Below are 23,873 nucleotides of genomic sequence, written 5' to 3' on the forward strand. Positions count from 1 at the left end.
GGCGCGGCCTTGGGCCGCGCCGGCTTTGAAGAAGTCGATCGAGGTCTAGCGCGATACGAAGCAGTTGCCGCCCGCGGCCTTGTAGCTGGTGCACAAATTGATGGCATCGTTGCGCGACTGGGCGGGAACGCGGACTCGGTAGAACGTGCCCTTGCCGGCAATCTCGGCCTTGACGATGTTGGCCGTGCGGCCGGAAAGCACGCTGCCATAGCGGCGCTGCAGATCCTGATAGGTCGACTGGGCGCTATCCACCGTCGGCTGCGAAGCGATCTGTATCGACCACGAACCGTTGCCGGTCGCGGTCGAGGCCGGATCGATGGACGCGACCTGATCGGGCTTGACTTCGCCGACCACGTCGACCGGCTGGTCGGACGGACGCTGCGGCGCGATCGCCACCTTGGCCGGCGTGTTGGCCGACTGCGCCTTGGCTTCAGCCTTGGCGGGCTTGGCGGCGGGCTTCAGGGCCGGCTCGTCGTCGGCCTGCGCGGCGGCGGGCGCCACGGTGCCAGTCTGGTCGGTGCCAGTCTGGTCCGCGCCAGTCTGGTCGGCTCCGGCAGGCGCGACATGCTGCGGCGCCGGATCGGTCGGCTCGGCCGCGGCCACCTGCGGTGCCGCCGGGGCCGGATCCTCGCGGGCCACCAGCGAGCCGTCGGACTTGACCACCATGGTCCTGACCTTGCGCGGCGCAACGGCAACGACATCGTTGTTGTTGCCCTTGTCGGCGTCCTGCAGGACCTGCGCGATGCGATCCTCCGACTTCGGCGCTGGCGCCGCGGTGTCGGCCGGGGCCGCGCCTGCGGTCGAAGCATCCCCACCGCCATCCGTACCGGCGGCGGCGTTCTGGTCGGCGGAAAGATCGACGGCGCGGGCCGGGTCCTTCGCCTGCACGTCCACCGGTTCCTCGGTGTTGGTGACGAGCTTCTGCTGGACCGGCTCGGCCGGCTTCGCGCCCTTGACCACCGCGTCATAAACCTTGTTGTCCTGGTTCGGCACCACGGTGCCGCCCGGGTTTTCCGGCTTGACCTTGATCGGCGAATTGTCGGCCTTGACGATCACCGGAGCTTCGCTGCCGCCCTTGCCGCCGAAAGACAGCGCAAAGGCGCCAAGGCCGCCAGCGACCGCGACGGCACCGACAATCGCGGCAATGAACAGGCCGCGCCGGCCCGACGGCCTGGCGGCTTCCCGCTCGCCCAGGCCCGGAACCGACATCGCTTCGTCCAGTTCGGGATCGTAGTCGAGTTCGTTGACGGCAAAATCGTCCGCCTGCGAAACCGGCTGGCTGCCGGGCAGGTTGTCGAGATCGAAACCTTCGGCGGCGTCGGCATAGCCCGAGGCCGACGCGCGGGCAGGCGCTTCGGCCGGCCGTGCCGCATAGGTCCGCGCTTCCGGCTGATAGGTCGGCCTGGGCTCTTCGTATGCCCGATTGTCCTCATATCCCGGATTGGCCGCGCCATATCCCGGATTGGCCGCGCCATATTCCGAATTGAACCCGGCATTGTAGGATTCGTCGGCATAGGCGGCGTTGCCGGCAGGCGCAGGCGCGACCTCGACCGAATTCATCTCGGTCAAAAGGCTGGCGAATTCGGCGTCGAGATCGTCATAACCGGCTGCCGCCGGCTCATCTTCCTCGAAATGCAATTCCGGAATGTCGAGATCGTCAGCCAGCGCCACGACACGCTCCGGCACATCGACCGTCTCGACATCGGGCATCTCTTCATAAGGCGAGGGCTGCCGCGCCTGCGGTGCCGAAGCGGGAGCCATATAGGGGGCAGCCGCAACCGGCTCGGCCGATCGGTAGGAGGGCACGGTGGCCACTTCCGGTACCGCCGTCCTGGCCGCCATCGAGGCGACAGGTTGCGCGGCAAATGACGGCTGTTGCGGAACGGGTGTCACGCGGCTCCAGGAACGGGCCGGCTCCGACGGTGCGGATCGATCCGCCAGCCAATCGAGCGAATCGGGTTGATCCTGGCGGGACGCCGTTTCGTCACGCGGATCCATATCCTTGGCCATCGCGGCGTCGAACGCATCATTGTCGAAATCGACATTGCCTTGTTCAGCGGCATCCGAGCCGAAATCCCGATCCTGAAGCTCGTCGAGCAGCAGGTCGTCGAGGTCGGCGCCGGCGGCACGGATAGGATCGGAGTGATGCACATCCTCGGATACGGGCTCTTCGAGGTCCCAGTCGAGCTCACCGACAAGATCGGCGGGCTCATCCGCAGTCTTTGCAGTCGCGGCGAGAGGCGGTTGAACGAGCGCGGCGGCCGGCTGCTGGGTCGCGACGGGCTGAGCCATGGCTGGCTCCTTGGCCGACGGCAGCGTGCGTGCGGTCATGGCGCCGAGAAGCGCGTTCAACTCGTCTTCGAGGCTTCGTTCGTCCGCAACGGGGGCTTGCGCCGGCGGCGCAATGCTTGCCACGGGCGCTGCCGGCTGCGCGGGGGCCGCGGCGATCTCGGCAACGGGCTCTTCGGCAGGCACGGCAAACGCGTCGTCCAGATTCAGGTCGAAAGCGTCATCCGAAACGGCGTCGGCGCCTGGAATTTCGTCCTGCGTCTCGACGGCATCGGCGAGCAACTCGTGCGCCGGCTCCTCATCGAAAGCGACCGGTTCATCCGCTCGAACGTCAAAATCCATGTCGACGTCGGCCATGGCATCGTCGAAGTGGCCGACGAAATCCTCATCGGAGATCGCCTGGGTTTCATTCGCGGCGGCCTGCACCGGTTCAGCATATTCGACAGCGGCCGCATGGCGCTGATCAATGGAATGGTCGTCGAGCATCAACTCGTCTTCGAGTGAGATCGCGACGGCGTCGTCAAATTCATCATCGGAGGCCGGCCCGACGGCAGGCGGCGCCTCGACAACCGCAGCCTCGGCAACGGCGTGCCGGGTCTCGGCGGCCTCGTCCTCGATACGGAAATCCCGGTCGAGCGAGGCGGCGAGCTCGTCCTCCATCGGCAGATCGTCGTCAAAAGGCGAAACGTCCTCGAGCGAACTGGCGACGGCATTGTCGAAATCGCCGTCGAAGGCGGGCTCAACGGATGGCACGGCTTGCGCCGCGCCGGCGTTGCCATGGCTGGCAACGGCCGCATGGTCGTCGACATCAGTCAAGTCCAGGTGGAAATCATCGTCGAGAGACAGCGCAAGATCGTCGTCCGCAACATCGACGGCCACAGGCTCGAATGCCGGCTCATGAGCTTCGACAAGCGGAGCAGCCACGCTGTCGGCAGCGTCGAATTCGCCCATCAGTTCCTTTTCGAGGTCGATGTCGAAATCGCCCTCTCCCGCGGATGGACCGGTGACATCGGCTTTCGGCTGGGCCGGCGCCTTGACCGGCTGGCGTGGGTCGAATCCCATGATCCTGGTCAGTTCCGCGAACGGATCATCGTCGGCGATGTCGTTGTTGTCGGCTACTCTCAGCTGGGTTCTGTCTGCCATTATTGTTCCCGAACTCGCACTCATTCGGACGCCATGGACGTCGCGCAGGGTTGGCCCTTACCAGCGCAATGTGGGCAAAAGGTGACAGGTTTTTTAGTCAAACCTAACGCATTTCGGTGGGCGCGGCGGCTCCGATCAACGTCAGGCCGGACGTCAACACGTCCGAAACAGCCTGCACCAGCCCTAGTCTGGCATGCGTCAATTGTCGGTCGTTAACCTTAACAAAACGTAAGTCCGGATTATCCGTGCCACGGTTCCAGTGCCCGTGGAAACTGGAAGCCAGATCATAGAGATAAAATGCCAGCCGATGCGGCTCGAGCGCAAGGGCCGCGGACTCGATCAGGCGCGGATATTCCGCAAGCTTCCTGATCAGCCCGATTTCACCTTCATCGGTCAGCGACCTCGCCGCGGCCGCCAGGCTGTTGCGGTCGAAATTCGCCTCCCCCAACTGTTCGCTCGCCTGCCGGAACACCGAATGGCAGCGCGCCGAGGCGTACTGGACGTAAAACACCGGATTGTCCTTCGACTGCTCGGTCACCTTGGCGAAGTCGAAGTCGAGCGGCGCATCGCTCTTGCGGTAAAGCATCATGAAGCGGATCGCATCGCGTCCGACTTCTTCCACCACTTCGCGCAGAGTCACGAAATCGCCGGACCGTTTCGACATCCGCACCGGCTCCCCTTCGCGAAACAGCTTCACCAAGTTGCACAGCAAAACGGTGAGCTTGACCTCGTCGCCGGCAATCGCCCGGGCCAAGGCTTCCAAGCGCTTGACGTAGCCGCCATGGTCGGCGCCAAGCACATAGATCAGGTCGACAAAGCCGCGATCGACCTTGTCCTTCAGATACGCCACATCGGCGGCGAAATAGGTGAACGCGCCATCGGACTTGACCAGCGCCCGGTCCATGTCGTCGCCGACGGCGGTCGAGCGGAACAGCGTCTGTTCGCGGTCTTCCCAGTCGTCAGGCTTCTCGCCCTTGGGCGGCGGCAGCTTGCCCTTGTAGATATGGCCCTTCAGCGTCAGGTCGTTGATCGCCGAGCGGATCTTCCGGGCATTGTCGGCGTGCAGCGTGCGTTCTGAAAAGAAGACGTCGTGGTGCACGTTGAGCAACGCCAGATCCTCACGGATCATCGCCATCATCGCATCGATGGTGCGGTCCTTGACGATGGCCAGCGCCTCGTCGTCCGGCATCTGCAGCAAGGAACGACCGAACTCCCTGACCAGGGCCTCGCCGACGGAGACAAGATAGTCACCGGGATAAAGCCCCGCCGGAATCTCGCCGATATCTTCTCCAAGCGCTTCGCGGTAGCGCAGCATCGCCGAGCGCCCAAGCACGTCGATCTGTGAGCCGGCGTCGTTGATGACATATTCCTTGGTCACGTCGTAACCGGCGAACGCCATCAGATTGGCGAGCGCGTCACCAACGACGGCACCCCGGCAATGGCCGACATGCATCGGCCCGGTCGGATTGGCCGAGACATATTCAACATTGGTCTTGCGGCCGGCGCCGATCGTCGAGCGGCCGTAGTTGCGCCCCTCGCCCAGAAGCGCCGACAGGTGCGCCTGCCAGAAGCCGTCCTGGAGTCGGAGATTGACGAAGCCGGGACCGGCCACCTCGGCGGCGGCGACATCCTTGTCGGTCCGCAGCGCTTCCGCCAATTTCTCGGCCAGCGCACGCGGGTTCTGGCCGGTTGGCTTGGCCAGCACCATTGCCGCATTGGTCGCGAGGTCGCCATGGCTGGCGTCGCGCGGCGGCTCGACCGCGATGCGCGACAGATCAGGCGAAACGCCGTCCTTGTCTTTCAGGTCGAGCGCTTCGACAGCCTTTACGACTCGCGCGGTGAAATCGGCGAAGATGTTCATGGTGTATGCTCTGGCGGCTTTACGACGAATCCAGCCCTTTGGCCGGCAAATCGAGCCCGCCCTAGCTCAAATCCGGGGTGCGGTCAAACAAACGCCTGTGTTCCTTGAGGGCATAGGTGTCGGTCATGCCGGCCAGAAAATCGGCGACGCTGCGCGCCTTGATGCGATCCTCCGCCCGGTCCAACCCTTCGCGCCAGCCGTCCGGCATGGCGCGCGGGTCGGCGAAATAGGCGTCGAACAGGTCCCTGACGATCTGCTCGGCGTCCGCACGTACCCGCATCACCTCCTGGTGCCGGTAGAGATGCTTGTAGAGAAAGGCCTTCAGTTCCTTCTCAGCTTGCGCCATCTCGGCCGAAAAGGTCACCATCGTCTCGCCCGCCGCCCTCACCGCGTCGGCGCTTCCTGGGTTGACACGCTCCAGATTGGCGGTCGTCGACTTGATCACATCCTCGACCATGGCCGTGATCTGGCGCCGCATCAGTTCGTGGCCGGTGCGCACGTCGTCGAGCCTGGGATAGCGCTCGCGCACCCCATTCAGGATCGTTCCAGGGAGCGAAACGGCCTTCAGCATGTCCAGCGTCAGCAGCCCTGCCCGCAGCCCATCGTCGATGTCATGCGTGTTATAGGCGATGTCGTCGGCGATCGCCGCGCACTGCGCCTCGATGCCGGCGAACCGGTCGAGCTCGAGATCCTGCAATTGCGAATAGTCGCGGATCGCCTGCGGGACCGGCCCCTTCAGGCCCTTGCCATTGCCGTCGGTGAGCGGACCATTGTGCTTGACCAGGCCTTCCAGCGTCTCCCAGCTCAGATTGAGCCCATCGAACTCGGCGTAGCGCGCCTCCAGGCGCGTCACGATGCGCAGCGATTGCGCGTTGTGGTCGAAGCCGCCCCACGCCGCCATCTTCTCGTTCAACGCGTCCTCGCCTGTGTGGCCAAAGGGCGTGTGGCCGAAATCATGCACCAGCGCCACCGCCTCGGCGAGATCCTCGTCGCCGCGCAGCGCACGCGCCAATGCACGCGCGATCTGCGCCACTTCGATCGAATGGGTGAGCCTGGTGCGGTAGTGGTCGCCTTCATGGGCGATGAAGACTTGCGTCTTGTGCTTCAGCCGCCGAAACGCCGTCGAATGAATGATCCGGTCGCGGTCGCGCTGGAACGGCGTGCGGGTCGGACTTTCGACCTCGTCGAACAGCCGGCCGCGCGAGCGCGCCGGATCGGTGGCGTAGGCCGCGCGCGGCCGATAGCCGAATCCGATGTCGCCAAGCTCATTTGTCATGGCTGATGCCGCCGCAGTTGACTTGCCCCGTCGCGCTTCATACCTATCATGTGAAACCGAAAGCAAGGTGACGCCCATGGGCGCTGATGCCAAGACCGCCATGAAAGTCGAGATGACCGAGGCCGCCGCCAAGCGGATCGCCAGGATTGTTTCGGCCGAAGCCGGCAAGACGGCGCTACGCGTTTCGGTCGAAGGCGGCGGCTGCTCCGGATTCTCCTACAAATTCGATCTGGTCGATGCGCGCAATGACGACGACGTCGCCATCGAGAAGGACGGCGCCACGGTGCTGATCGACGATCTGTCCCTGGTCTATATGGGCGGCTCGGTGATCGACTTCGTCGACGATCTTATGGGCCAGTCCTTCCAGATCAGAAACCCGAACGCGGTTGCCTCCTGCGGCTGCGGCACCAGTTTTTCCATCTAGCGATATCGTTATGGCTATAATCGGCGCGGTCCGTCAGGTCGCGCTATCGGCCGGGCGCGACCTCGACATCACCCTCGCCTTCTGGCGCGACGTGCTCGGCATGGGCGTGCATGCACGCTACGATCCGCCCGGCATCGCCTTCATGATGGCTGGCGACGTCAGGCTGCTGTTCACCGACGGCATCCCGGCCGGCATCGTCTATCTCGACATAGCGGGCCTCGAAGCCTTCCACGCCGAGGCAAAAGCCGCAGGCGTTCCGTTCACCGCACCACCTGCTCTCGTCCATCGCGACACTGAAGGCCAGTTCGGTCCGGCGGGGGAAAGCGAGTGGATGGCCTTTCTAAAGGACCCGGCAGGCAATACGATCGGTTTAGTCGAACGCCTTGCGCCGGAAGAACACTGAGGTCGCCATGAAAATCGTCACCTGGAACATCAACGGCGTGCGCGCCCGCATCGGCAACCTCACCCATTGGCTGAGCGAGAGCGCGCCCGACATCGTTTGCCTGCAGGAGATCAAGACGGTCGACGAACAGTTCCCGCGCGCCGAGATCGAGGCGCTTGGCTACAATGTCGAGACCCATGGTCAGAAAGGTTTCAACGGTGTCGCGCTGCTGTCGAAGCTTCCTTTCGACGAGGTCATCAGAGGCCTGCCGGGCGACGACACCGACGAACAGGCACGTTTCATCGAAGGCGTGTTCTCGACCGACAAGGGTGCGCTGCGCGTCGCCTCGCTCTATCTGCCAAACGGCAACCCGATCGATGACGAGAAGAAGTTTCCCTACAAGCTGTCCTGGATGGCGCGGCTGGAGCGCTGGGCGCAGGAGCGCCTGAGGTTGGAAGAGGCGCTGGTGCTGGCCGGGGACTACAATGTCATTCCCGAGCCGATCGACGCGCGGTTCCCGGAGAACTGGTTGGGCGATGCGCTCTTCCAGCCGCAAACACGGCAGGCCTTCCGGCGGCTGCTCAATCTCGGCTTCACCGAAGCCGTGCGCGCGGTCACCGATGCGCCCGATGCCTACACGTTCTGGGACTATCAGGCCGGTGCCTGGCAGAAGAACAACGGCATCCGCATCGACCACCTGCTGCTGTCGCCGGAAGCCGCGAACCGGTTCTCGTCGGCCTCGATCGAAAAGCATGTGCGCGCCTGGGAAAAACCGTCCGATCACGTCCCGGTGGCGATCGACCTTGCCCTGCAGCCGGCCTGACGCAGCCCCTTCTGCCGCCGAATCACCCGGACCTCGTGTCGCCACAATCGGGCGCATGATGGGAAATCATCATGGCGGCGGCCGGGGTTCCCATGACCATTCGATTTTCGCTTTATCCGATCGGCCTGGCATTCGCCACGGCCGCGATCGTGCCGGCCTTCGCCGCGCCGGAATGCCTTGCCAATGGAAAATCCTATCCGGTCGGCCAGGTCGCCTGTCTGGCGGTTGCCGACCAAAGTCATCTGGCGCGCTGCGACATGGTGCTCAACAACACGTCCTGGACGAAGATTGGGGATAGCTGCCCGTCAAACACCACGGCGCCGCACCTGCATGTCACGCCGATCTCGACACCAGCGCCAAGCATGGTGCCGACGGAGCCGACCGAAAACTGATTTTCCCGAGATCGTCTCGTCGGCAAGCAACAGACGAGGCCTGGAACGCCAGCGCTGCCCCGCCGGGAATTTCTCCCGGCCGTTCAGCCCTACTGATCGGCGTTGTTGCCCTTGGTCAGGATATCGTCGGCTAGCGAGATAGCGGTGCGGCGGTCGGCCTCGCCGGCGGCGGCGAAAGCCTCTTCCTGCATGCCGCGAATCCAGGGCTGATCGGCCGGCGACGCGCGCTCAAGGGCCGCGGTCATCATCGCCAGGCCGCGCACGATCTTGCCGCTCTGGAACAGCAAATGGCCAAGCGTCGCCTGCGCGCCGGCATGGCCCTTCTCGGCGGCGAGCTGGAACCAGCGCCCGGCCTGCTTGACGCTGGCCTTCACGCCGCCCTCGCCCTTCAGGAACATCTGCCCCATCTCGAACTGGGCGTTCGGATTACGGTAGTTGGCGGCGGCGCGCATGTAGTATTCCTGCGCCGCCACCTCGTTCTCGGTGACCGGGCTGCCGGGAATGCCCGTGCGCAGATAGTCGCCCAGCGCCACCAGCGCGTCGGAGACATAGCTTTCTTCCGGCGAGCCGGGCTCGACGTCCTGGTCGACGATCTCCGAGAAGAACTTGAACGCCTCATAGTCGTCGCGGGCCACGCCGTCGCCCTCGGCATACATGCGGGCAAGCTTCCAGGTGGCGCCGATCTGGCCGTTCTCGGCGGCATATTTGTAGGCCTCGGCGGCCTGCTCCTTATGGCCGCTCTTGTAGGCGGAGAACCCGAACTGGAACACCGCCCAGGGGCTCGACTGCGGCTTCACCCCGGTCTTGTCGTCGAACACCTTGTCGTCGAAGGCCATGGCCTGGCCCACGGCGCCAAAGATCGCGACCGCGACCAGTGCCGGCAGGACAGATGACCTCAACAACTCTGGTGTTGACCTCAACAACTCAGATATCCGCATAGCAGTGTGTTTCTTGCGCACCGCCCGGATGGGTGACCGCGCCATCCCTGGCGGACCCTACCGTCTGTGCGTATTTCCATATCGCGCCCGACTGATAGTCGGTCGTGCGCGCCTTCCATGTCTTGGCCCGCGCCGAGAGCTCGCTCTGCGACAGCGCCACCTCGATCGTGCCGTTCACCGCGTCGATCGTGATCACGTCGCCATCCCGGAGGAGACCGATCGGGCCGCCAACCGCTGCTTCCGGGCCGACATGGCCGATGCAGAAGCCGCGCGTCGCGCCGGAGAAACGGCCGTCGGTGATCAGCGCCACCTTGCCGCCCATCCCCTGGCCATAGAGTGCCGCCGTGGTCGACAGCATCTCGCGCATGCCAGGACCGCCGCGCGGCCCTTCATAGCGGATGACCAGAACCTCGCCTTCCCGATAGGCGCGGTTCGTCACCGCCTCGAAACATTCCTCTTCCGAATCGAAGCAGCGCGCCGGGCCGGAGAATTTCAACTCCGCCATGCCCGCGACCTTCACGATCGCGCCTTCTGGGGCAAGGTTTCCCTTCAACCCCACGACACCGCCGGTTTGGGTAATGGGTCTGTTGGCCGGGCGGACCACGTCTTGATGCTCATTCCACGCAACGTGCTGCATGTTTTCGGCCAAAGTACGGCCAGTGACCGTCATGCAATCGCCATGCAGATAGCCATGGTCGAGCAGCGTCTTCATCAGCAGCGGAATGCCGCCGGCCTCGAACATATCCTTGGCGACATATTTGCCGCCTGGCTTGAGGTCGGCGATGTAAGGCGCCTTCTCGAAGATGCGCGCGACGTCGAACAGGTCGAACTTGATCCCCGCCTCATGGGCGATCGCCGGCAGATGCAGCGCGGCATTGGTCGAGCCACCGGTGGCCGAAACCACGGTCGCCGCATTCTCCAGCGCCTTCAGCGTGACGATGTCGCGCGGCCGGATGTTTTTCGCGATCAGCTCCATGATCTTTTCGCCGGAGGCGAAATTGAAACGGTCGCGCATTTCGTAAGGCGCCGGCGCGCCGCAGGAATAGGGCAGAGCCAAGCCGATCGCCTCGGCGACAGTGGCCATGGTATTGGCGGTGAACTGGGCACCGCACGAACCGGCCGAGGGACAGGCCGCCTGCTCGATTTCGAGCAGTTCGGCATCACCGATCGTGCCGACCGAGTGCTGGCCGACCGCCTCGAACACATCCTGCACGGTGATCTGGCGGCCGCGATAGCTGCCGGGCAGGATCGAACCGCCATAGATGAAGATCGACGGCACGTTGAGCCGCACCATGGCCATCATCATGCCGGGCAGCGACTTGTCGCAGCCGGCGAGGCCGACCAGCGCGTCGTAGCAATGGCCGCGCATGGTGAGCTCGACCGAATCGGCGATGACCTCGCGCGACACCAGCGAGGACTTCATGCCCTGGTGGCCCATGGCGATGCCATCGGTGACGGTGATGGTGCAGAATTCGCGCGGCGTGCCGTTGGCGGCTGCCACGCCCTTCTTGACCACCTGCGCCTGGCGCATCAGCGATATGTTGCAGGGTGCTGCTTCGTTCCAGCAAGAGGCGACGCCGACCAGCGGCTGCGCGATTTCGGTCGCCGACAGGCCCATGGCATAGAGATAGGACCGGTGCGGCGCACGTGCCGGACCGACAGTCACATGGCGGCTAGGGAGCTTAGCCTTTGAAATGACCTTGGCGTCCATTCTCTTCCTTGCCGCGGGCGGTGCGGCCTGCCCCATCGCCGAGCCTTTTGGCGCGTGTCCCGAGACAAGTTCGAGGTGCGCCGGGTTTATGGCGGGAAATGGGCAATTTCCCCGGCCCGACTTCTAGCGCGGGGGTTGTTCAGAAAGTGTTGCCAAAACGTCACATTCGCAGAAGGCGCAACCGGCCCGACGTATAGGCTTCGCAGGTCGGATGAGGGGCTCGCCGGCAGTCCCCGCCTAAACGAAAAAGGCCGGGCATTGCCCGGCCTTTTTCGAAGCATTTTCACAGCCTTAGAATTTGATCTTGAGACCGCCGGAAATTGCCGTGACCAGATCGTTGCCAAAGTCGTAGCTGACATCGGTGCCGGCTGGATAACCATTGGCATCAACTACCACTCCAGAGTGGCCGCTGGTCAGCACCCCGATTGCTCCCGCCAGACGGAGTTCGATGTTGGGTCGCGGCGTATAGGCGACACCCCCGCCCAAGGTCCATGTATCGGTCTGGTCGCCATAGCCGTGCGACGTGCCACGATCCCAGGAGATTTGCGCGGCACCGCTCCACTGCTCGTTGAACTGATGGCCAATGCCGCCGGTGACCGTCCAGCCATCACGATACATCAGGTCGAGCGAGGTGAGCCTGACTGGGTATGGAGAAACCGTCGTGCATCCGAAGGCCTTGGTCTCCGACGAGCAAATCGGAACACTCTGCAGCACACTCCAATTGACCCATTTGACCGAACCGAAAGCTAGCCAGCCCGGCGCGATGCCGGACTGCAGTTTCAATTCCAATGAATCCGGCATCGACTGGGTTGGGCCATAGATGTCCGCCACGCTGCCGCCGATGTTCAGAGTGCCCGAAATATTATCGAGCTTGACCTGTGAGTTGTAGACAAGGCTGGCGCGCAACGCGATATCGGGGATCTCGTAGGCGATGCCGGCTCGCCAGCCCCAACCGCTGCTGGTCAGATCCACACGACCAAGCGTCGTGCCAAGAAGTGGGCTAGCGTAGCTTTCCTTGAAGCCGTAGACCTCCTGGTAGAAGACACCGCCGATGAAACGAAGCTGTCCTTTGCCAGCATCCATCTTGTAGGAGCAGGTTCCTGCATAGTTGTTGCTTTTGATTTGAGTGTTGGTGTTGGAATAGGAGCCGTTCCAGATACCCGGGTTTGAACTTGCGCCCCAGGGCTGCGAATAGTCCAGCATACAGTCGACGCCATGGCCAAGCGCTGCCTTGACCCCGACGTAAGGCACCCAGTACCCCTCGGTGTTGCGAGCAGTGCTCTTGCCCGTCAGGCCGCCGCCTGATGTGTCCACCGCGTTCTTGAGGTCGCGTTGTGGCATCACATAAGTCGCCCCCACATCCGACGCGAACGGTGCCGGATCAAACAAAAGGTCGATGTCGTAGCCGCCACGCTCCAGGCCGCCGGCATGGGCTGCGTTCATCGCGGTGCCAATCACGGCGAGGGAAAAACACCCCGCCCCTACCAGTGCTTTCAGACGCGACTTGTCCATGAGTCCCTCCCCAAATCGAGTACAACCCAAGCAAGAACCAATTTGCATGGGTTACGCAACTGCGATTTCAAGAGGCGTACATGTACAAATACTGCGGATGAATTCTGCCCCGATGACGCCGAGGCCCACAGCCTGCCGAAAACCGCCGTTTCGCGTGCAGCTCGCTTGGAAGAAACTAGAAAATGGTGCCGGACCGTCCCGAAACGCGGCAATCTGGCGGTCAATCGCCCCGATGTTACATTATGGCAACAATCGGCTGAAAACTTCCGTTTACGTCAACGGAACTATGTGCATGAAAGCTAATATTCCATCCGCAGCCAATCCAACACCCGCAAGGCTGTTCTATCTGCGGGATGGAACGGATCGTCAAACAAGAAAGGCCGGGCAAATACCCGGCCATTCTTGCGAAATATGTTGGACGTCTGGATTACCACTTGATGCTGTAACCGCCCGAGACCGCGTAACCCCAGTCGCCCTGGACAGTACGATCGAATATCGGGCCATATTTGGTTTCCGACACCGACGCCAGGTAAATGGCAGCAACGCCCAGGCGAAGTTCGCCGCCCAGTTTGTCCTTCATCGAAACACCGGTGCCGATGGTATAGCTGTCACCGGTCAAATCCCAACCCGTGCTGACACCCCGGTCATAGGTCGCAAAGACGGTTCCGGAAAACTGATCGTTGAATTTGTGGCCAATGCCGCCTGTGACGGTCCACCCATCGCGCCAGAAATATTGATTGCCGTTGGTCAATCCTAGGGCCGGCACATTGAGGATAAGCTGCTCAGTGACAGACCAATCCGTCCACTTCACGCTACCATAAGCGAGCCAGCCCGGAGCAATACCGGTTTGCGCCTTGAACTCCACGCTCTGTGGAAAATTCGCCTTGCCCGTGGCGGAGCCAGCAGGAAAGCCAAAATAAGTCGCCGAACCGCTGGCATTGATGTCTACTCCGGAGCGATACATCAACTGCGTGCGGAGCGCGATCTCCGGAATCTCGTACGCGATGCCTGCACGCCAGCCGAAATTGCTGTCGTGCAATGAAACGCCGAGCCTCGAATTGGAAGTGCCAAGCGGAGCTCCCGCAACGAGATTATAGTCGGTGGTTTCATTGTAGACGCCACCAATGATCCAGATACGTCCCTTGCTGAGATCGAACTTCAACCCGCAAGTGGCGCCGTACTCATACATGGTGAAGTCTTCATTCAACTTGCCGAGCGTACCGCTTGAACGCGACCATGTCGCGTTGCCGCCAAATGATTGCGTAAGAGTACCTGCGCACGACAGGCTATCCGAGAGCTTGAATTTAACCGCGGCCGAGGGGATCACATAGCTGTCGGAGAAATTCTCTCCGACCAGATACGGATTGGCCACGTTGGTCGAATACTTTCTGGTCGGCGCGACGTAGGTCACGCTCGTACGCATGTTGAAATTGCCATCCTCGAAAAGGATATCGGTATCGGCCGTGCCGCGCGAGAACCCGCCAGCGTGTGCCGAACCCATCAAGGCCACCGAAAAGCACCCTGCCCCCAGCAGTGCTTTCAGACGCAAATTGTTCATGGATGTCCTCCCCGAATAACTAGTGGTTCAAGCTAGAACCAATTCAGGTTAACGGCGCAACAACGAATTCCAGGGCGTACATGTATATGTCCGCTAAACGCATTTTCGACAAAATGCAGAGGGACCGGCCCAAGCTCAAAAAGGGCCTGATGCCCACTCAGCCAAGCGAAAAAATATACAAAAAAGGCCCGAAAAGGCTCCAAAACAGCGGTTTTAGGGGAAACAGGCCCCATTGTTACATTATGGCAACAATGGGGCAAAAACTTCCGTTTACGTCAAAATTAACGCAACGGAATGCCGATTTTCGAGGCGAAAGACCACCCATTTTAGAGGGCGCTAAAGTCTCGCGAATCTGCTCTTCAGCCGGCGTCACGTACCCTGGTCAATGCCACCGAAAGCTTGTCTTGGGCGTCGCGATACTCGGCCAGCTTTTCGCGTTCGGCCTCGACGACCTCGGCCGGCGCACTGGCGACGAACCGTTCGTTGGACAGCTTCTTGTGCAGGCGCGCGATTTCCTCGGTCACCTTGACCAGTTCCTTCTGCAGCCGCGCGGCCTCCGCGGTGAGGTCGATCAGGCTGCCAAGCGGCAGGCAGATCGTCGCCTCGTTGAGCACGATCTGCGCAGAACCCTTGGGTGCCGCATCGGCGAGCGAGACGTCGCCGACACGCGCCAGCCGCTTGATCGCCGAGTCCTCGCGAGCCAGCCGTTCGCGCGTCACCGCGTTGGCCCCGACCACGACCAGCGGCGCTATTGCCGCCGGCGGCACATTCATCTCCGAGCGCACCGAGCGGATGCCTGAGACGAGGTCGACCAGCCAGTTGATGTCGGCGGCCGCCTCGGCGTCCTCGAAATCCGGCGAGGGCCAGGTGGCATGGCACAGCAGCGAGGCGCGTTCCCTGCCCTCACCCGCCGTCTGCGCCCACAGCTCCTCGGTCATGAACGGCATCATCGGATGCAACAGCTTGTAGATCTCGTCGAGCACGAAAGCGACGCAGGCGCGGCTCTCGGCCTTGGCCGCCTCGTCCGTGCCCATGAACACCGGCTTCAGCAATTCCAGATACCAGTCGCAGAACAGGTTCCAGACAAAGCGATAGGCGGCTCCCGCCGCCTCGTTGAAGCGGTATGAGGTGATGCCGTCGGTGACCTCGCGCGCGGCGCGTGTCAGCTCGGTCAGGATCCAGCGATTGACCGCGAGCTTTGCGTCGTTCAGCCAGAAATCGTCATTGCGCGCGACTTCGTTCATCTCGGCGAAGCGCGTGGCGTTCCACAGCTTGGTGCCAAAATTGCGATAGCCGGCGATGCGCGCCGGGTCGAGTTTCACGTCGCGTCCCTGCGCCGCCATCACGGTCAGCGTGAAGCGCAGCGCATCGGCGCCATATTCGTCGATCAGGTCGAGCGGATCGATGACGTTGCCTTTCGACTTCGACATCTTGGCGCCGTTCTTGTCGCGCACCAGCGCATGCACATAGACGGTGTGGAACGGCTCCTCGTCCATGAAGTGCAGGCCCATCATCATCATGCGGGCGACCCAGAAGAAGATGATGTCGAAGCCGGTCACCAGCACGTCGGTCTGGTAGTAGGTCTTCAGTTCCGGCGTCTGGTCCGGCCAGCCGAGCGTCGAGAACGGCCAAAGCGCCGACGAGAACCAGGTGTCGAGCACGTCTTCGTCGCGCGTCAGGATCTCGCCCGGCTTGAAATTCTCCAGCTTGTCCTCGACCCATGCCTTCCAGGGGCCTTCGAGCGCCAGATAATATTCGATCGCCGCGCCCAGCGCCTCTTCCTCGGACTTCTCGACAAAGACGCGCCCGTCCGGTCCGTACCAGGCCGGGATCTGATGCCCCCACCACAGCTGGCGCGAAATACACCAGGGCTGGATATTCTCCATCCAGTCGAAATAGGTCTTCTCCCAGTTCTTAGGCACGAAATTGGTGCGCCCCTCGCGCACCGAGGCGATCGCCGGCTTGGCCAGTTCCGCCGCGTTGGCGTACCACTGCTCGGTCAGGTACGGCTCGATCGGCACACCGCCGCGGTCGCCGTGCGGCACGGCATGGCGATGCGGCTCGACCTTTTCGAGGAAGCCGCCGGCCTCCATCAGCTCGACGATCTTCTTGCGCGCGACGAAACGGTCGAGACCGTCGAGCTCGTCCCAGACAGCCTGGCGCTCCGGCGTCACATCGAGACCGGCGAGGAAGTCCTCATTATCCCTGAGCTTGATGGCGGCTTCGACGGTCAGGATGTTGATCGCCGGCAGCTTCTGGCGCTTGCCGACCTCGAAGTCGTTGAAATCATGCGCCGGCGTGATCTTGACCGCGCCCGACCCCTTTTCGGGATCGGAATACTCGTCCGCCACGACGGGGATCTTGCGCCCGACGATCGGCAGGACGACATTCTTGCCGATGAGATGCTGGAACCGCTCGTCGCCGGGATGAACAGCGACAGCCGTATCGCCAAGCATCGTCTCGGGGCGCGTCGTCGCCACGACGATGAAGGTCTTCGGGTTTTCCGGATCGAAGGCCGCGCCTTCGATCGGATAGCGGAAATGCCAGAGATTGCCGTTGACCTCCTGCTGCTCGACCTCAAGGTCGGAGATCGCGGTCAACAGTTTCGGGTCCCAGTTCACAAGGCGCTTGTCCTTGTAGATCAGCCCTTGCTTGTAGAGCGTGACGAACACTTCGAGCACGGCCTTGGACAGGCCCTCGTCCATGGTGAAGCGTTCACGCGACCAGTCGGCGGAGGCGCCGAGGCGCTTCAGCTGGTTGAAGATCAACCCACCCGATTCAGCCTTCCACTCCCACACCTTCTCGATGAATTCCTCGCGCGTGAGGTCGCGGCGATGGATCTGCTTTTCCATCAGCCGGCGTTCGACCACCATCTGCGTGGCGATGCCGGCATGGTCCATGCCGGGCTGCCACAGCACGTTCTTGCCACGCATACGCTCGAAGCGAACCAGAATGTCCTGCAGCGTGTTGTTGAGCGCATGGCCCATATGCAGCGACCCGGTGACGTTGGGCGGCGGAATGACGATGGTGAAGGCCTCGGCCCCCTCCTCGGCGCCGGCGCCGGCGCGAAACGCGTCGGCTTCCTCCCACACCTTGGCGATCTTCGGCTCGACGGTTTTTGCGTCGTAGGTCTTTTCAAGCATGGGAAAACGGTCCGCGCTGTCGGGAATTTTGCTGGTTCGGTGTAAATCGGAAGGTCTTGGCCAAGTCAACCGCGAGGGCAGCCTGGGATCATCACAAGCAGATAGGGCCGAGGTAGGCCGAGGGAAGGCTGTAGTCCGTATGACATTCGCGCCCTTGACCGCCACACGCCACGGCAATAGCCTACAGGCGCTGCTGTAGGGCGCATCGGCTTCCGGCCGGAGGGGCATTGCCCGCCTACGCCACCTCAACCCCACAAATGCGCCCATGCAGACCCTCGAACACCACAAGAAACAGGCCAAGCTCTATCTGAAATGGCACCGCGAGCGGTACTATCCCGTCGCCGCCGTGATCGGATGGCTCTTGCCGCGTTTTCACGATCTCAGCGACAGCCAAATCCTCGATCACGGTTTCAAGCTTGCCGATGCCCAGGAACTTGTCGCCAGGAAGTCAGGGTTCGAAAGCTGGGAGGCGCTGAAGGGAGGCCTTCAAGCCGTGACAGATCATGCGGCAACAGACGCCGAAAAACCGCATCTTGCCTTTGCCGAGCCGCAGCTCTTTGTCCGCGACATCGTAACGGCCTGTAATTTCTACCGGCAAAAGCTCGGCTTCGAGACGCGCTTCACCTATGGTGAGCCGCCCTTCTACGCCCAAATCATCCGCGACGGCGCACGGCTCAACCTGCGTCATGTCGACAAGCCTCCACTCGCCGCCAGTTCGGCCGATGACCTGCTGGCGGCAACGATCGTTGTCGACAACATTAAGGCTCTGTTTCTGGAATATCAGGCGGCCACGGCCCCGTTCCACCAGACATTGCGGACCGAACCCTGGGGCGCCCGCACGTTCATCGTGAAGGACCCCGACGGCAACCTCATCTGCTTCGCGACCAGCGCGGGCTGATCTCATCGACAAAAACGCCGCCTCATGGGCGGCGTTTCGAGAGTGGTCGTTGGCGGAGATTACTGCGCCCCGCGCGCCACGCGCTCGATTTCCTCGCGCACCAGCCTTTCGACCAGCGTCGGCAGATTGTTATCCAGCCAATCCTGCAGCATCGGCCGCAGCATTTCTTCGGCCATCTCGTCGAATGTCTTCTTGCCGCGGCTGGCAAAGGCGTCGGACAGTTCGCCGAAGGCGGCCGCGACCTGCCGGCCGGTATGTTCGGAAACAATCGCGGGACGCACCGCGTGCGCTTCGTTTGCCGCCGCGCGCGCCTGGGCCGTGCCCGTTGGAGCATCGCTTGACGAAGACCGCTCGATCGCGGGTTCCGCCGCCGGCTCGCTTGCCGACACCTCCGGCTGGGACGCTGGCTTGCGGATGCTCCGGTCCGGCATCGCCTTGGCTTGCTCGCCAACGGCCGCGATCTCGCGACGCCAATCGGCGACGACGGCTTCGCTTGTCGCAACCTCCGCGGCAGCCGCCGGCGCGTCGCGGCTGGCGGCAGGCGCTGGCTCCGCGGCGACCCGCGCGCTGACCTCGGCCAGCGTTGTCGGCGTCCTGCCCAAAGCCGGATCGGCACGCGGCGGCACTTCCATGCGTGCGATCTCCGGCCGTACGGCCGGCGCCTGGACTTCAGCCATCACCGCCGATTTCCCGACCTCGGGGGCGGCATGCAGTTCGGCGCGGAACGCATCGATGTCGGCGGCGGCAACAGCACTCGGTGCGGGTTCCAGGTCCTGCCGCAACTCATCGGGCCGCGACTCTTCGGCGTCGCCGGGCTGCTTGCGGCCGCTGTCGCTGTCTTCGATAATCCTCCTGATGGAAGCCAGTATCTCTTCCATCGAAGGTTCGCGCTGCACGCTGCTTGCCGTTGCCATCGTCACATCCGCCGCCCTTGTGACCCGTTGCAGGTTTTCCGCTCCGGCAAGAGCCGGATTCGAATCATGACGGCAGCGTAACCGACGGATCGCCGCACGAGAATCCCCAATCTGGGGATATGTGGGATTTCAACAGATTAGAGCGATTCCGCCAAAGCCGTATGACGGTTCCCCGTCAGCACTCGACACAAGGCCAGCGGCAGCCGGGTGTGCCCGATTGAACTGCCCGCCCTGGAAACGCCGTTCGAACGGAGGCCTAGCGACCATCCGGCGTGCGCAGGCCGATCCACTTGTCCTTGACGGCGTTGTAGTGCTCTTCGGGCCTGTACTTCGTCACCGCCAAGCCTAGCCGGTCGACCGACAGGCGGCCGACCGCAGAGAGGATGGCATAGCTCGCCACGACCACATCGTGTTCGGAATTGGCCTGGTTGATCTTGGCGGTGATCACGGTGGCCTGCGCATTGAGCACGTCGAGCGTGGTGCGCTGGCCGACATTGCGCTCCTCGATGACGCCGTTCAGCGCCAATTGCGCCGCGTCGATCACCTGCCTGTTGGCGGATACGCTTTGCTGCGCGGCGGTGTATTGCGACCATGCCGTGGCGACGGCCTGGCGAACCTGGTCGCGGCTGACGTCGACCTGGATACGCGCCTGGCCGAGCGACTCCTTGTTCTGCCGCACGATCGCCGAGGTCCGGCCGCCGGAATAGATCGGGATGGTCAGCGTCGCACCGATATTGGCCGAGGTCGAATTGCCGTTGGAACCCGTCACGTCGGGGATGGAGTTGCGGTAGTTTTCCGAAACGCCGGCCGAAGCCGACAATTGCGGCAACAGCGCGCCCTCCGACGATTTCACCGAAAACGCCGCGGCGTCGACCAGATGCTGGGTGGCAAGGATGGCCGGGTGTTCGGCCGAGCCGATGGCGATCGCGGCGCCGAGGCTCGACGGCAGCAGCCGGCCCAAGGGCGAAGCGGCCTTGAGCTTGCCTGGCTCGTCACCGACGACCTGATGATAGGTTGCGGCACTTGCCAGCGCCTGCGCGCGGGCAGCGCTCAGCGACGCCACCGCGGAAGCGCGCGACGCATCGGCCTGCGCGACGTCGGTGCGCGTGCCTTCGCCGACCTCGAAGCGCGAGCGCGCCGCGCGCGCCTGCTCGGTCAGGAACTGCAGGTTCTGCTCGGTCAGCACCGCGATCTGCCGGTCGCGAATCACGTCCATATAGGCCGTGGCCGCATTGAACAGCGTGTTCTCCTCGGTGTTGCGCAGGCTTTCCACCGACGCCTTGACCTGGGATTCGGCGGCCGCGACGTTGTTTCTCGTCTGGAAGCCGTCGAACAGCGACTGGTTGATCTGGATGCCGTAGCTGCCGCTTGTCAGCTTCGAATTGCCGCCGCCATTTGCCTGGCGCGTGTTCGTGTAGTCGATATTGGCGGAACCCGTAACCGTCGGCCGCCAGCCCGATTTGGCGATGGCCACGCTCTCGTCGGTGACACGCACACCGGCACGCGATGCATTCAGCGTGGAATTGTACTGGTAGGCTTTTGCAAGAGCACCGGTGATGGTCTCGGCCGAAGCGCCGAGCGGGGATAGCGCGGTCGCCGAAACGAGGACGGCGGTGAAAAGTGACTTGCGTACTGACGGCACGGTTTAACCCTCATTCGTTTTCCATGGGAACCGCGCCGCGCCAGCTTCTCCCTTTGAGCAGCCCGAACGGCGTGTTTCATGTTCCCTGTCGCGCAGCCCAAAGTGCCCCCAGTCTGGGATTAGCGACGATAGTTCAAATCCAAGCGACCATGACAAAGCCTTTGCTGCAAGGCCAAATCATTCAGAATTCAAAAGCATGCTCACGTTCGAATCCGGGTAGTGGCTTAATTGCCGCATTAAATGCCCTTCTCCCGGTTACAACCCCCCCAGCCTTGAAAAAAAGTCGCGCCACGCCCGAATTTCCCTGGCCTTCGACCGCGACCAGGCGGCCGCCTTCGGCGAGTTGGTCAAGCAGCGGAGCCGGCACTTTGCCGACACTGCCGCCGACGAAGATGACATCGTAAGGCGCCTTGGCCGCATGGCCTTGCGCCAGCGCGCCCTGGACCACGGTCACATTGCCGCAGCCAAGGCCGGAAAGGGTCGACGCGGCGGTTTGCGCCAAGGCCGAATCGCTTTCGAGCGCCACGACAGACCGCGCCAGGCGCGATAAGATCGCCGAGGCATAGCCGGTCCCGCAACCGACATCGAGCGCCGAATCGGTCGGGTTGATCTCGGCCAGTTGCATCAGCTTGGCCAGCGGCGAGGCTTCCATCAGGTAGCGCGCGCCATCCGGGCCGTCGGCGATGCGGATGTCCTCGTCGATATAGGCGAGATCGCGCTGGCGCTCGCCGACGAAAACCTCGCGCGGCACGACAAGCATGGCTTCCAGCAGCGGCGCGCTGGTCACGTCGGTGGTGCGAACCTGACCGTCGACCATCTTGACGCGAAGTTCGGAAAATTCAGCGCTCATGTTCCAACCCTCGCTTTCCGCGGCACGATCGCGGTCCATTGGATAGGAACTTCAGGCTCCGGCGCTGGCGCGCGGGAGCCTGGGGCATTGGAGGCCTCGCCCGGAATCGAACCGGGGTGCAAGGATTTGCAGTCCTCTGCGTAACCACTCCGCCACGAGGCCTCGTTGCTCCCGGCGTTCCACCCGGTTCCAATAGGTTGCGGCGAAAATGGCGTCAAGCGGCCACCACGCATTCCGCGCGGTTTCCTCGGCATGAATCTGACCCTCCGCATAGAAGCGTCGCGCACTACGGCGACGACGAACATTAGCAGATCATTATGTGTAATGGGAAATCACGAGAGACGCCACGCGCTTGCAGGCGTTGCCTGCCCGCTCAATCAGGCCGGCGCCGCCGCTCCCACCAGACGACAAAACGGCGGCGGTGGCGCCGCACCATGGCAAATTCATAGGAGAGTACCAGCAATCCGAGCGGCACCATCCAAAAACCGAGAATCGGCAGGAAGCCGAGAATGCCGCCAATGGTCAAAAGCACGCCGATGGCGATTCTCAGCCCGCGCGACCGCGGCATGGTGAATTGCCGCCCGAAAACCGAGATCTTTCGTGCTGGTGCCCGGTTTTCGTCCGCTGCGGTCATCGTGAATGGCTGGCCTGTCCTGGGGCTCGACAATGTCATTTTACGAAAGCCGCGACCGCCCTTTCGGTTCCGCGCCATCGTCAAGACGGCTAATATGAGGGCGGGCAAGGCCTATTGCGAGAAACCGCTGCGCGAAAAAGTCTAGGAAAAATGCGAAATGCTTCTTTGCAAAGCCGAAACGGGTTTGCTATAGGCTGCGCCACTTGCTCAAAGAGCCTCCGTTCCCCGGTAGCTCAGTGGTAGAGCAACCGGCTGTTAACCGGTTGGTCGCTGGTTCGAATCCGGCCCGGGGAGCCACCTTCCATACGAAGCCCTCATTTCTCACGTTTTCAGGCCTTTCCTGGCGGTCCACACGATGCGATCAGCCAACTGCCCCGGCCGTTACCGCGAAGCTCAGGCGGGAGAGGACCCGTTTTCCACGACGAGCATGGTGCATGCATCGCATTGCCCGTGGTCGCAGCTTTCTTCGCCCCGGTCGATCCAGTTTGGTCGTGCAAGGCGGCAGGATTTCCGGAGGGACCGGAACCTCAATCCACTGCTGCGCATTTCGACTTCATCCGTGGAAGACAATGTCATCCGACCATCAAGTCGCTGGCCAAGGAGAATTCAGATGCAAGGTTCAGAAGCGATTTCCAGGCGCCCTATCGGCGGCATGAGCATAGAACCATTCCTCGGCACGGTGACGGTCCGGTTTTCCGACGCCATAGTCGCCGCCACCGACCGAGCGAAAGTTCTTCGGGAGGAAGGTCATGAGCCGGTATTCTATATCCCCTTCGAGGATATCTATTTCGACCTTTTCGAAAAGACCAACACCACCAGCGAGTGCGCGCTGAAGGGCACCGCGAGCTATTGGCGTGTTCATGCTGTCGGCGGCTCGGCCGACGACTTCATGTGGGCGTATGAGACGCCGGATACCGCGGCCCTGGCCATCGCGCGTCATGGCGCCTTTGATCCGAAAAGGGCCCGTATTGACGTCGACCCCAAGGAGGACAAGCGGCATACTCCACATGTGATGGAGTAGGACGACGTCTCCACCATCCGAATGCCCGACCTCATCGGCGATATTGTCTCGCCGATGAGGTCCAATCGAAGCCGTTCTTGATAGAAAAGCGGATGCCGTCAGTGCCGCTGCCGTTGTCGCGGTTAGACGGCCACCCCGCCGCGGCCTGATTTGGTGCCGTCCATCCAGGGCAGCGGTGCAAGCGGCTCGTGCAGAATCCTGACGGATCTCGCAAATCCAGCGACGGCATCGCGCGCGACCGAGAGTGGAATCTGGCCGTCGTAAGCACGCTGGCAGGCCCGGAAGGCCGTTTCGAAGATTGGCCCCCGCCGCTCCCGGGGCCACTCGTCCAGGAAGTCGAATGCATCCTCGAGGCTGCCTAACTCTTGAATGAACTGGCCATTCTTGACCAACACCGGTCCATCGAATGTCCTGTCGCCCATATGGTCCTCCATTCGGTTGAACGATTTGATTTGCTGGTTC

Annotated in this window: 19 protein-coding genes and 2 tRNA genes; 7 read left to right on the forward strand and 14 right to left on the reverse strand. The window is 62.6% G+C overall.

Going from position 1 to position 23,873, the window contains the following annotated elements; all coding sequences use genetic code 11:
• Positions 1-45 precede the first annotated feature (45 nt).
• The 3 genes from FJ948_RS02480 to FJ948_RS02490 all read right to left on the reverse strand — a co-directional run bounded on the left by FJ948_RS02480 (position 46) and on the right by FJ948_RS02490 (position 6,569).
• Positions 46-3,432, reverse strand: coding sequence for an SPOR domain-containing protein (locus tag FJ948_RS02480; RefSeq protein WP_140701614.1), 3,387 nt, complete (start codon positions 3,430-3,432; stop codon positions 46-48).
• A gap of 103 nt (positions 3,433-3,535) precedes the next feature.
• A complete protein-coding gene (gene argS, locus FJ948_RS02485) occupies positions 3,536-5,293 on the reverse strand; it encodes an arginine--tRNA ligase (RefSeq protein ID WP_140701615.1) in 1,758 nt (585 codons plus the stop codon).
• A 61-nt stretch (positions 5,294-5,354) separates the two neighbouring features.
• Positions 5,355-6,569 (reverse strand): deoxyguanosinetriphosphate triphosphohydrolase, encoded by a 1,215-nt coding sequence (locus tag FJ948_RS02490; protein WP_140701616.1) that lies wholly within the window; start codon positions 6,567-6,569, stop codon positions 5,355-5,357.
• A 76-nt stretch (positions 6,570-6,645) separates the two neighbouring features.
• Here FJ948_RS02490 and erpA point away from each other — a divergent pair, with 76 nt between their 5' ends.
• From erpA to FJ948_RS02510, 4 genes are all read left to right on the forward strand, one after another.
• Positions 6,646-6,993, forward strand: a complete 348-nt coding sequence (gene erpA / locus FJ948_RS02495; protein ID WP_140701617.1) for an iron-sulfur cluster insertion protein ErpA — start codon at positions 6,646-6,648, stop codon at positions 6,991-6,993.
• Between the two features lie 10 nt (positions 6,994-7,003).
• Positions 7,004-7,396 (forward strand): VOC family protein, encoded by a 393-nt coding sequence (locus tag FJ948_RS02500; RefSeq protein ID WP_140701618.1) that lies wholly within the window; start codon positions 7,004-7,006, stop codon positions 7,394-7,396.
• Between the two features lie 7 nt (positions 7,397-7,403).
• Positions 7,404-8,198 carry an exodeoxyribonuclease III gene (xth, locus tag FJ948_RS02505; protein WP_140701619.1) on the forward strand — a complete coding sequence of 265 codons (795 nt, stop codon included), beginning with the start codon at positions 7,404-7,406 and terminating at the stop codon, positions 8,196-8,198.
• Positions 8,199-8,290: 92 nt separating this feature from the next.
• Positions 8,291-8,590 (forward strand): hypothetical protein, encoded by a 300-nt coding sequence (locus FJ948_RS02510; protein ID WP_140701620.1) that lies wholly within the window; start codon positions 8,291-8,293, stop codon positions 8,588-8,590.
• A gap of 89 nt (positions 8,591-8,679) precedes the next feature.
• Here the strand turns inward: FJ948_RS02510 and FJ948_RS02515 are convergent, their stop codons facing one another.
• From FJ948_RS02515 to FJ948_RS02535, 5 genes are all read right to left on the reverse strand, one after another.
• Positions 8,680-9,528, reverse strand: coding sequence for a tetratricopeptide repeat protein (locus tag FJ948_RS02515; protein ID WP_140701621.1), 849 nt, complete (start codon positions 9,526-9,528; stop codon positions 8,680-8,682).
• Positions 9,515-11,239, reverse strand: a complete 1,725-nt coding sequence (ilvD, locus tag FJ948_RS02520) for a dihydroxy-acid dehydratase (protein ID WP_140701622.1) — start codon at positions 11,237-11,239, stop codon at positions 9,515-9,517. The genes FJ948_RS02515 and ilvD overlap by 14 nt, the downstream gene beginning before the upstream one ends.
• 291 nt (positions 11,240-11,530) lie before the next feature.
• A complete protein-coding gene (locus FJ948_RS02525) occupies positions 11,531-12,751 on the reverse strand; it encodes an OmpP1/FadL family transporter (RefSeq protein ID WP_140701623.1) in 1,221 nt (406 codons plus the stop codon).
• 427 nt (positions 12,752-13,178) lie between these two features.
• Positions 13,179-14,309, reverse strand: a complete 1,131-nt coding sequence (locus FJ948_RS02530; protein WP_140701624.1) for an outer membrane protein transport protein — start codon at positions 14,307-14,309, stop codon at positions 13,179-13,181.
• 359 nt (positions 14,310-14,668) lie between these two features.
• Complete coding sequence (locus FJ948_RS02535; RefSeq protein WP_140701625.1) at positions 14,669-17,452, reverse strand: valine--tRNA ligase; 2,784 nt, start codon at positions 17,450-17,452, stop codon at positions 14,669-14,671.
• Positions 17,453-17,717: 265 nt separating this feature from the next.
• Between FJ948_RS02535 and FJ948_RS02540 the strand changes: the two genes are divergently transcribed.
• Entirely contained in the window at positions 17,718-18,350 is a 633-nt protein-coding gene (locus tag FJ948_RS02540) for a VOC family protein (protein WP_140701626.1), read from the forward strand.
• Between the two features lie 59 nt (positions 18,351-18,409).
• On the opposite strand, the gene FJ948_RS02545 is transcribed toward FJ948_RS02540, so the two are convergent.
• From FJ948_RS02545 to FJ948_RS02565, 5 genes are all read right to left on the reverse strand, one after another.
• A complete protein-coding gene (locus tag FJ948_RS02545; RefSeq protein ID WP_140701627.1) occupies positions 18,410-19,264 on the reverse strand; it encodes a PopZ family protein in 855 nt (284 codons plus the stop codon).
• 256 nt (positions 19,265-19,520) lie between these two features.
• Positions 19,521-20,906: a TolC family outer membrane protein gene (locus tag FJ948_RS02550; RefSeq protein ID WP_140701628.1), complete on the reverse strand. Its 1,386-nt coding sequence runs from the start codon at positions 20,904-20,906 to the stop codon at positions 19,521-19,523.
• Positions 20,907-21,087: 181 nt separating this feature from the next.
• Positions 21,088-21,756, reverse strand: coding sequence for a protein-L-isoaspartate O-methyltransferase (locus FJ948_RS02555; protein WP_140701629.1), 669 nt, complete (start codon positions 21,754-21,756; stop codon positions 21,088-21,090).
• An 88-nt stretch (positions 21,757-21,844) separates the two neighbouring features.
• Positions 21,845-21,918 (reverse strand) — tRNA-Cys (locus tag FJ948_RS02560).
• A gap of 211 nt (positions 21,919-22,129) precedes the next feature.
• Positions 22,130-22,390: a hypothetical protein gene (locus tag FJ948_RS02565; RefSeq protein ID WP_140701630.1), complete on the reverse strand. Its 261-nt coding sequence runs from the start codon at positions 22,388-22,390 to the stop codon at positions 22,130-22,132.
• Positions 22,391-22,612: 222 nt separating this feature from the next.
• Here FJ948_RS02565 and FJ948_RS02570 point away from each other — a divergent pair.
• A tRNA-Asn gene (locus FJ948_RS02570) sits at positions 22,613-22,687 on the forward strand.
• A 58-nt stretch (positions 22,688-22,745) separates the two neighbouring features.
• Positions 22,746-23,411 (forward strand): DUF427 domain-containing protein, encoded by a 666-nt coding sequence (locus tag FJ948_RS30980; protein WP_348642956.1) that lies wholly within the window; start codon positions 22,746-22,748, stop codon positions 23,409-23,411.
• A 122-nt stretch (positions 23,412-23,533) separates the two neighbouring features.
• On the opposite strand, the gene FJ948_RS02580 is transcribed toward FJ948_RS30980, so the two are convergent.
• The gene (locus tag FJ948_RS02580) at positions 23,534-23,833 is read right to left on the reverse strand and encodes a DUF982 domain-containing protein (RefSeq protein WP_140702212.1); all 300 of its coding nucleotides are present in this window, start codon (positions 23,831-23,833) and stop codon (positions 23,534-23,536) included.
• Positions 23,834-23,873: the final 40 nt, after the last annotated feature.

The sequence above is a fragment of the Mesorhizobium sp. B2-3-12 genome (assembly GCF_006442205.1).
GTDB lineage: Bacteria > Pseudomonadota > Alphaproteobacteria > Rhizobiales > Rhizobiaceae > Mesorhizobium.

Bases quoted from the DNA above. Each gene is read 5' to 3' on its own strand.
- FJ948_RS30980 (WP_348642956.1), top strand. From the start codon at position 22,746: ATGCGATCAGCCAACTGCCCCGGCCGTTACCGCGAAGCTCAGGCGGGA.
- FJ948_RS02480 (WP_140701614.1), bottom strand. From the start codon at position 3,432: ATGGCAGACAGAACCCAGCTGAGAGTAGCCGACAACAACGACATCGCC.
- FJ948_RS02580 (WP_140702212.1), bottom strand. From the start codon at position 23,833: ATGGGCGACAGGACATTCGATGGACCGGTGTTGGTCAAGAATGGCCAG.
- erpA (WP_140701617.1), top strand. From the start codon at position 6,646: ATGGGCGCTGATGCCAAGACCGCCATGAAAGTCGAGATGACCGAGGCC.
- FJ948_RS02515 (WP_140701621.1), bottom strand. From the start codon at position 9,528: ATGCGGATATCTGAGTTGTTGAGGTCAACACCAGAGTTGTTGAGGTCA.
- ilvD (WP_140701622.1), bottom strand. From the start codon at position 11,239: ATGGACGCCAAGGTCATTTCAAAGGCTAAGCTCCCTAGCCGCCATGTG.
- FJ948_RS02530 (WP_140701624.1), bottom strand. From the start codon at position 14,309: ATGAACAATTTGCGTCTGAAAGCACTGCTGGGGGCAGGGTGCTTTTCG.
- FJ948_RS02545 (WP_140701627.1), bottom strand. From the start codon at position 19,264: ATGGCAACGGCAAGCAGCGTGCAGCGCGAACCTTCGATGGAAGAGATA.
- xth (WP_140701619.1), top strand. From the start codon at position 7,404: ATGAAAATCGTCACCTGGAACATCAACGGCGTGCGCGCCCGCATCGGC.
- FJ948_RS02490 (WP_140701616.1), bottom strand. From the start codon at position 6,569: ATGACAAATGAGCTTGGCGACATCGGATTCGGCTATCGGCCGCGCGCG.
- FJ948_RS02500 (WP_140701618.1), top strand. From the start codon at position 7,004: ATGGCTATAATCGGCGCGGTCCGTCAGGTCGCGCTATCGGCCGGGCGC.
- FJ948_RS02565 (WP_140701630.1), bottom strand. From the start codon at position 22,390: ATGACCGCAGCGGACGAAAACCGGGCACCAGCACGAAAGATCTCGGTT.
- FJ948_RS02535 (WP_140701625.1), bottom strand. From the start codon at position 17,452: ATGCTTGAAAAGACCTACGACGCAAAAACCGTCGAGCCGAAGATCGCC.
- FJ948_RS02540 (WP_140701626.1), top strand. From the start codon at position 17,718: ATGCAGACCCTCGAACACCACAAGAAACAGGCCAAGCTCTATCTGAAA.
- argS (WP_140701615.1), bottom strand. From the start codon at position 5,293: ATGAACATCTTCGCCGATTTCACCGCGCGAGTCGTAAAGGCTGTCGAA.
- FJ948_RS02525 (WP_140701623.1), bottom strand. From the start codon at position 12,751: ATGGACAAGTCGCGTCTGAAAGCACTGGTAGGGGCGGGGTGTTTTTCC.
- FJ948_RS02555 (WP_140701629.1), bottom strand. From the start codon at position 21,756: ATGAGCGCTGAATTTTCCGAACTTCGCGTCAAGATGGTCGACGGTCAG.
- FJ948_RS02510 (WP_140701620.1), top strand. From the start codon at position 8,291: ATGACCATTCGATTTTCGCTTTATCCGATCGGCCTGGCATTCGCCACG.